Annotated in this window: 4 protein-coding genes; all 4 read right to left on the reverse strand. The window is 61.6% G+C overall.

All coding sequences use genetic code 11. The features are described from left to right. A partial coding sequence (locus B3C64_RS01305) for an MFS transporter (RefSeq protein ID WP_291533194.1) occupies nt 1-767 on the reverse strand: 767 nt, incomplete at its 3' end. A 795-nt stretch (nt 768-1,562) separates the two neighbouring features. After that, a complete protein-coding gene (locus B3C64_RS01310) occupies nt 1,563-3,239 on the reverse strand; it encodes an MFS transporter (RefSeq protein WP_291533196.1) in 1,677 nt (558 codons plus the stop codon). Nucleotides 3,240-3,515: 276 nt separating this feature from the next. Next, nucleotides 3,516-5,030 carry a sucrose phosphorylase gene (gtfA, locus tag B3C64_RS01315; protein ID WP_291533198.1) on the reverse strand — a complete coding sequence of 505 codons (1,515 nt, stop codon included), beginning with the start codon at nt 5,028-5,030 and terminating at the stop codon, nt 3,516-3,518. 177 nt (nt 5,031-5,207) lie between these two features. Then, nucleotides 5,208-6,302 (reverse strand): LacI family DNA-binding transcriptional regulator (locus B3C64_RS01320; protein ID WP_291533199.1); only part of this gene is annotated, 1,095 nt, incomplete at its 5' end.

Genomic DNA, 6,302 nt, shown 5'->3' on the forward strand with positions numbered 1-6,302 from the left:
AGGAACGTGGCCTGGATGACCTGCTTCCAGCTCTTCTTGAACACCTCGGTAAGCGGGGACTTCACAACCTTCTTCTGCTGCTGGGCAAGACGGAAGACCGGAGTCTCCTCCATGTGAACACGGACGACGAGACCGACGATCACGAGGATGGAGGAAAGCAGGAACGGAACACGCCAACCCCAAGCGGTCATCGCGTTGGTGTCGTTGAACGCCTCAAGCAGGAAGTAGGTGCCGTTCGACAGGAAGAAGCCGATCGGAGCGCCCAGCTCCGGGAAGGAGCCGTACAGCGCGCGCTTGTTTTCCGGAGCGTTCTCGGTGGCGACCAGAGCCGCACCGGACCATTCGCCGCCAAGGCCGATGCCCTGGATGAATCGGCAGAGACACAGCACCGCGACCGCGGCGATGCCCCACTGGTCGTAAGTAGGCAGGCAACCGATGAGGAAGGTCGCGATACCCATGGTGAGCAGCGAAACCACCAGCGTGGTCTTGCGGCCCATGCGGTCACCGAAGTGGCCGAAAATCAGAGAGCCCAACGGACGGGCGATGAACGCGATGGCGAACGTCAGCAAGCTGGCCAGCAGCGCGACGGTCGGATTGGTGGTGTCTCCGAAGAACACCTTCGGGAAATAGTTCGCAGCGGCGGTGCCGTATGCGTAGAAGTCGTAGAACTCGATGGCGGTGCCGACCATGGAAGCGGCGATCACGGTCTTGACCGAATCGCGCACCATCGCCTGCGCCTTGCCAGCGGCTGCTTCGACTGCACTCATGTGGATTACTCCTGTAGTTGTTCGCATCATCGGTTCCCCAGTTCGTACATTCCCAACTTGCCGTACCGACGATGCTGTTCATTCTCTCTTGCCGGCTTCGTTTCCATTGCGTATCGCCTTGTGGGCTGCAACAAAAATGGCCCCGCACTGAGCAGGGCCATCGACGTGTTCCGCGCCTCCAACCCTGCCTTCGTTGGCGAGGGATTGAAGCCGCATTGCTTGAATCAGTCCGCCAACGAAAGCGGAATAATAATTCGTGCGGACAGCAGTACGCGTGCAACCATTCCGTTCATCGTAGCGAACCTCCTTTCGCAAAGTCTTACATCCAGCGAGCTTTTCTCGCTTGAACTATGCCGTAAACTTAAGCGCGCGCACCTCCCCTTTCTACCAAGGGTTCACTATGTGGACGCGCTGTTTTTTCTGTATGTCGAACGTTTCTTCGGCAATTCTCCGAATCTCGGAACCAGAATATCCAATAGACGATATCCCACACCAAGGTGCCAATCATGCAGTTCATCGGCCTCTTGAAATTCCTCTGTGCCGAATATGCAGGACACACCCGGATTTCACCGGTCAAAACTGCATATCCGGCACACTAAATATTGGTGCCCGATATAACTGCATGTTTTGCACGATAGTTGTTCAGCCGACTTGGATATTCGGGTACTCAGATATTTGGGTACTTGGATATTCGGACAGCGGGAATATCCAAGTATCAGGACTTCCATGGAACTTCCAACAGAATCCCGATGGAAATTCCAAGTATCGGAGCTTCCATCGGGAATATCGAATCGACTACTTCAGCGGCAATGTCAGGACGCCGGCGAGCAGCATGCACACCATGGCGACGGCGAATATCGGCAGATACGCGCCGGTCATGACGATCACCACGGCACAGACGACCACGCCCAGCAGCGCGCCGAAGGTGTTCGTCAAGCTGAACGCGGCGAGTGAGCGGCCGACGGAGCGCACATCGGGCAACGTCGCCAAACCGAGTTCCTGGCTGGTGCCGTCGTACACGACGTAGGCGAAACCGGCGATCAGCGAATACAACGACAGCGACAGCGTACGGTCCATCGGCAGCAACGGCAGCGCCGCGGCCACGATGAACAGCACGCAGGCGATGACGGCGGGGATCCTCGAATCGTCGAACAGCCGCGCGATACGGCCAAGCAGCAGCGCGGCCACAAACGAACCGACGAACGCGGCAAGGGCCATCGCCACGATGGTCCAGGCGGCGCCGGACAGACCCAAGGTCTTGGCGGAATCGCCCAGGCCGTACCGCACGAGGTACCACTGGTAGACGGCGATGCCGGTAGTGGCCGCGACAGCGAACATGCGCGCGGCGAACGCGACGAAGAACTTCGGAGCGCCCTTCGGAGGGCGGTACTGCGAGAAGAAGTCGCCATTCTTTACCTTCTCGCGCGGCAGATAGCTGCTGGAAGGCTCACGTGGAGCCACCAGCAGCGCGGCCACCGCGGCGACGATGAACCAGAGCGAGCACAATATGATGGCGAGGCGCGTGGTGCCGTTCCATCCGGACGCGTCGGCGTGGGGCGTGGCCGCGACGGCGAACACGATGCCGAGCAGCTGTCCGAATGCAAGACCTTTGCCGCGCCAGGAATCCGCGCGGTCACGGAACTTGTCGGGCACACGTTCGCCGAATGCGGCGGAAAGCGCCATAGCGACCATCGCATAGCCGATCTGCGCGATCAGCCAGAACGCGGCAGCGACCTGCAGATAATCGCACGCGGAGAAGATGGCCACGGCGATGGCGGCCAATGCGGTGCCGCCGATAATCCACGGCGTGCGGCGGCCGAGCGGGCAGTAGGTGTGGTCGGAGCCGACGGAGACCCAGGCGTTCATGAAGAACGTCAGCACGATGCCGGCCGCGGAAATCCACGCGAGATCGGTGACGCGGTTCACGCCGGCGAGACGGCTTACGAACTGCGGCACGAGCACGACGTTGAGCGCGGCCATCGGCACGGAGAACAGCAGCGAGCCAAGCGCGAATCCCGCGGTCAGGCGGCGCACCTGCGATTTGGTCGGCTTGGTGCCGTCCGGCGCGGTCATCGGATCGCGCAGATCGAGGAAGGCCGATTCGAGATTCGGCACGGCGGCGTCGAGATGCGCGGCCGCCGTCAGCGGAGCGCCGCTTCCCGCGTTGATGCGCGCGGCCTGCGTTTCCGGACGCTCGTTGGAGGCTTCCGGAATACGCGGCTTCTGCTGCACGGCAAGGCGCCTCAGCGCAGCCTTGGCTTCCGGCGTCAGGGTCTTCTCATAGTCGGGGCGATCGTCGATGCCCGGGCGGATGAACACCTGGCCGGGCAACGGACGCGGTTGCATGGGCTGCTGGTTGTGCCGCGCATCAGCCGACTGCGGGGATTGGTGGGATTGCTGCTGTTGCGGAGTTTGCGCGGCGTCCTGCGGGGCGGTGTTTGTCCCCGCGGTACCATGACGGTCTTCAGTCATCTTCTCTGTGCTCTTTTCGCTTCACTTCAGGTTGGAATCAGTACGACGATTGGCGATTGCGGCGCGGAATCATTGCGATGTTGCCGACACCCGATGAACGCGCCGCCTGCACGCTATGCATGCATATGCAAAATCGCCCGAACGCACTGCGACAGCGCATTCGAGCGATTCTTTCAACGGCGACCACTGTACCAGCACGTCCCGCCACAGCCCACTTTCCGTCGCGAACTATAGGTATGCGAGCACGGATGCCGAAAAGCCCAGCCGAAGCGTCGCTCAGGCGACGACCGGCGGATCGGCAATCAGGTCGTCGCTGCGATGCGAGCCGGCGGCGTCCCTCCATTCCAGCGTCGCGACGGACGCGGTGTTGTCGACGCCGAGTCCACGCTTCGGCGTGAAGACAAGCGTGGCCTGAGTGGTCTTGCCACGCCAGGCGAAGCTGATCGAATCGTCGCCGTCCGTCTCGTATGAGAACTCTCCATCGAACGCGTCGAGTTCGTTGCGGAACTTCGCGAGCGCGTTCAGGGCTTTGACGACCGGGCGCTTGAGGTTCTCGTCGATTTCCGCGGTGGAGTAGTAATGACGGTTGATGTCGCGGCCGTTGTTCGTCTTGCGCAGCAGCTCCATGTCGTTCGTGCCGGCGAGCGCGCCGACGTAGTAGACCTGCGGCACGCCGGGCAGGAAGAACTGCACCGCGCGGGCGGCGATGTAGTGCTGGTCGTTGCATCCAAGCGCCGAGTAGTAGGTGCTATTGACCTGATAGAGGTCGAGGTTGGATGCGGCGGCTCCGGTGGCGGCCTGCGATTCGCCGTGGGTGTTGGCGTGGATGGTGTTGACGAGGTTGTCGACGTCCTCGTCCGGCACGAGCCCTTTGAGCGAGCGGTCAAGCTGGTCGGAGCCGATGTCGATCACGCCGATGCCGTCGTGGGTGTCGAGCACGGTGACGGCGTTGTTCGGGCGGATGCCGGTCCAGTGCGCGACGGGCTCGACGTGGCCGGTGAACAGTGAATGCAGCAGCAACGGCGGCAATGCGAAGTCGTACACGCGATCGACCTTGGATGCGATTTCGACCTGCTTCTTGTAGTAGGAATGCACCTCGATGAGGATTTCCAGACCGCGCTTCATGCCCTCTTCGCGCAGTCGCGAGATGAGCTTGAAGGTTTTCGGGGTCATGAAGCAGCTGGTTCCGGCTTCCTTCGCGCCGTAGCCAACGGCGTCGAGACGGATGTAGCTGACGTGCGAAGCCGCCATCTGGTCGAAGATGGACATGAGGTATTCCCAGCCTTTGGCGGAATCGGTGTCGATGTCCACTTGCTGCGGGGTGAAGCTGACCCAGACGAGTCGGGTCTTGCCGGCGAATTTGTAGTGGGTGAACGGCAGGCCCGGGCGCGGGCGGTAGATGCCGGCGAGGTCTTCCTCGGTGGCGCCGTTCGGAAAGACGGAGCTCATGGTGAGGAACATCGGATAGTACTCGGATTCCTCGCCTTTGGCGAGCACGTCTTGGAATTGCTTGGATTCCCAGCTCATATGGTTGACGATGGCGTCCACCATGACGTCATGCGTCGTGGAGAGTTCGGCCACGTCGTTCCAGCTTCCGAGGCGCGGATCGACTTTGGTGTGGTCGATTGGATCGAAGCCGGCGTCGGCACCATCGAACGGGGTGAAGAACGGCAGCATGTGCACGCCCTCGTATACTCCGGCGAAACGGCTGCGCAGGATGTCGGTCATCGAAGCGATGGTGCCGTCACCGAGACGATCGGCGTAGGTGATGAGCTGCACTCTGTTTTTCATGGGACCTCCTTTGGCTCCATTGCATTGCGCGACGTTGTGTATCAAACCGGTTCGATACTATCGCGGAACGCATGCGTCAGTCCAATTCGGATGCTCGTTCGGGCGTGTCGAACCGGTTCGATGCATGACTCGCCGCATGCCATTCGTTCGTTCCGAGAATCACGCCAACCGCGACGGCTACCGCGCAGCACGCGTAGTGGCGCCGACGCGCAACGTCACGGGCACCAGCACGTCCGTTCCCGGTTGTGTGGAATTCGCCGCATTCCGTTGCTGAACGGCCATGCCGCCCTTGGATTCCCCAGCGATCGCCTGAACGATGCGATGTGTGATGGACTGCGCGATCGCCCGGAAATCCTGCACGACGGCGGTCGGCTCCATTCCGGTCAAATCATTCAGATACGTGCCGTCGTACGCCACGACCTGCATATCGCGGGGAATGGCGATGCCGCGCCCCAGCGCCTCACGCACGCAAATCGCGGCGCCCACATCGGAACTGACCACCGCGTCGATGCCATCGGCACGGTCGAACACATCGCGAATCGCACGACGGTATCCGTCGAAATCCGCCACTTCGCCGGCCTCGACATACTCGTACCGCACGCCGGCACGCGCCAATTCGCGTTCCAATGTCAGGTAATAGCGGACCGTCGGGAATGTGGTGCTCGCCAAACCATCGGCGGCCCCACCGGCAGCCGATCTGCCGAGCAATCCGGCCGCATCGTCGAACTGGTTCCGTGGACCACCGATCATCGCCACATGGCGGGCACCGGAGCGGATCAGCAGATCGGCGACCAATCGACCGCCCTGCTCATGATCGGAACCGACCGACGGAATGCCGGCGCCCAGCACACGGTCGAACGCGACGATCGGACGGTGGACCGACGTCCAATAATCGGCGGCGTGCGCGGTGTGCGCGGCCATCACAAGGCCGTCCATCATATGCCGACGCAGCATGTCCACGTATTCGGCCTCGCCGTTCTCCGCGTCGCTGGTGGAGCACAGCATCGTGCGCAGCCCCTGTACGGCAAGCTCATGCTGCAATTGCGCGGTAAGGGTGGCGAAGAACGGATGCCGGATGGTCGGCACGATCACGCCGACAAGATTCGTGCGATTGTGGTACAGGTTGCGCGCCAATTCGTTCGGTATGTAGTTCAACGCGCGCATGGCCTTGGTCACGCGGGCACGCATGTCGTCGGACACATAACCCGTGTCGTTGACCACCAACGACACCGTGCTCAGCGACACTCCGGCCTTCTTCGCCACATCGCGCAT

Origin of the sequence: Bifidobacterium sp. UBA6881 (assembly GCA_002451435.1) — a bacterium.
Classification (GTDB): domain Bacteria; phylum Actinomycetota; class Actinomycetes; order Actinomycetales; family Bifidobacteriaceae; genus Bifidobacterium.

Excerpts from the sequence above, each read along its gene's own strand:
- gtfA (WP_291533198.1), bottom strand. The coding sequence starts at position 5,030 with ATGAAAAACAGAGTGCAGCTCATCACCTACGCCGATCGTCTCGGTGAC.
- B3C64_RS01310 (WP_291533196.1), bottom strand. The coding sequence starts at position 3,239 with ATGACTGAAGACCGTCATGGTACCGCGGGGACAAACACCGCCCCGCAG.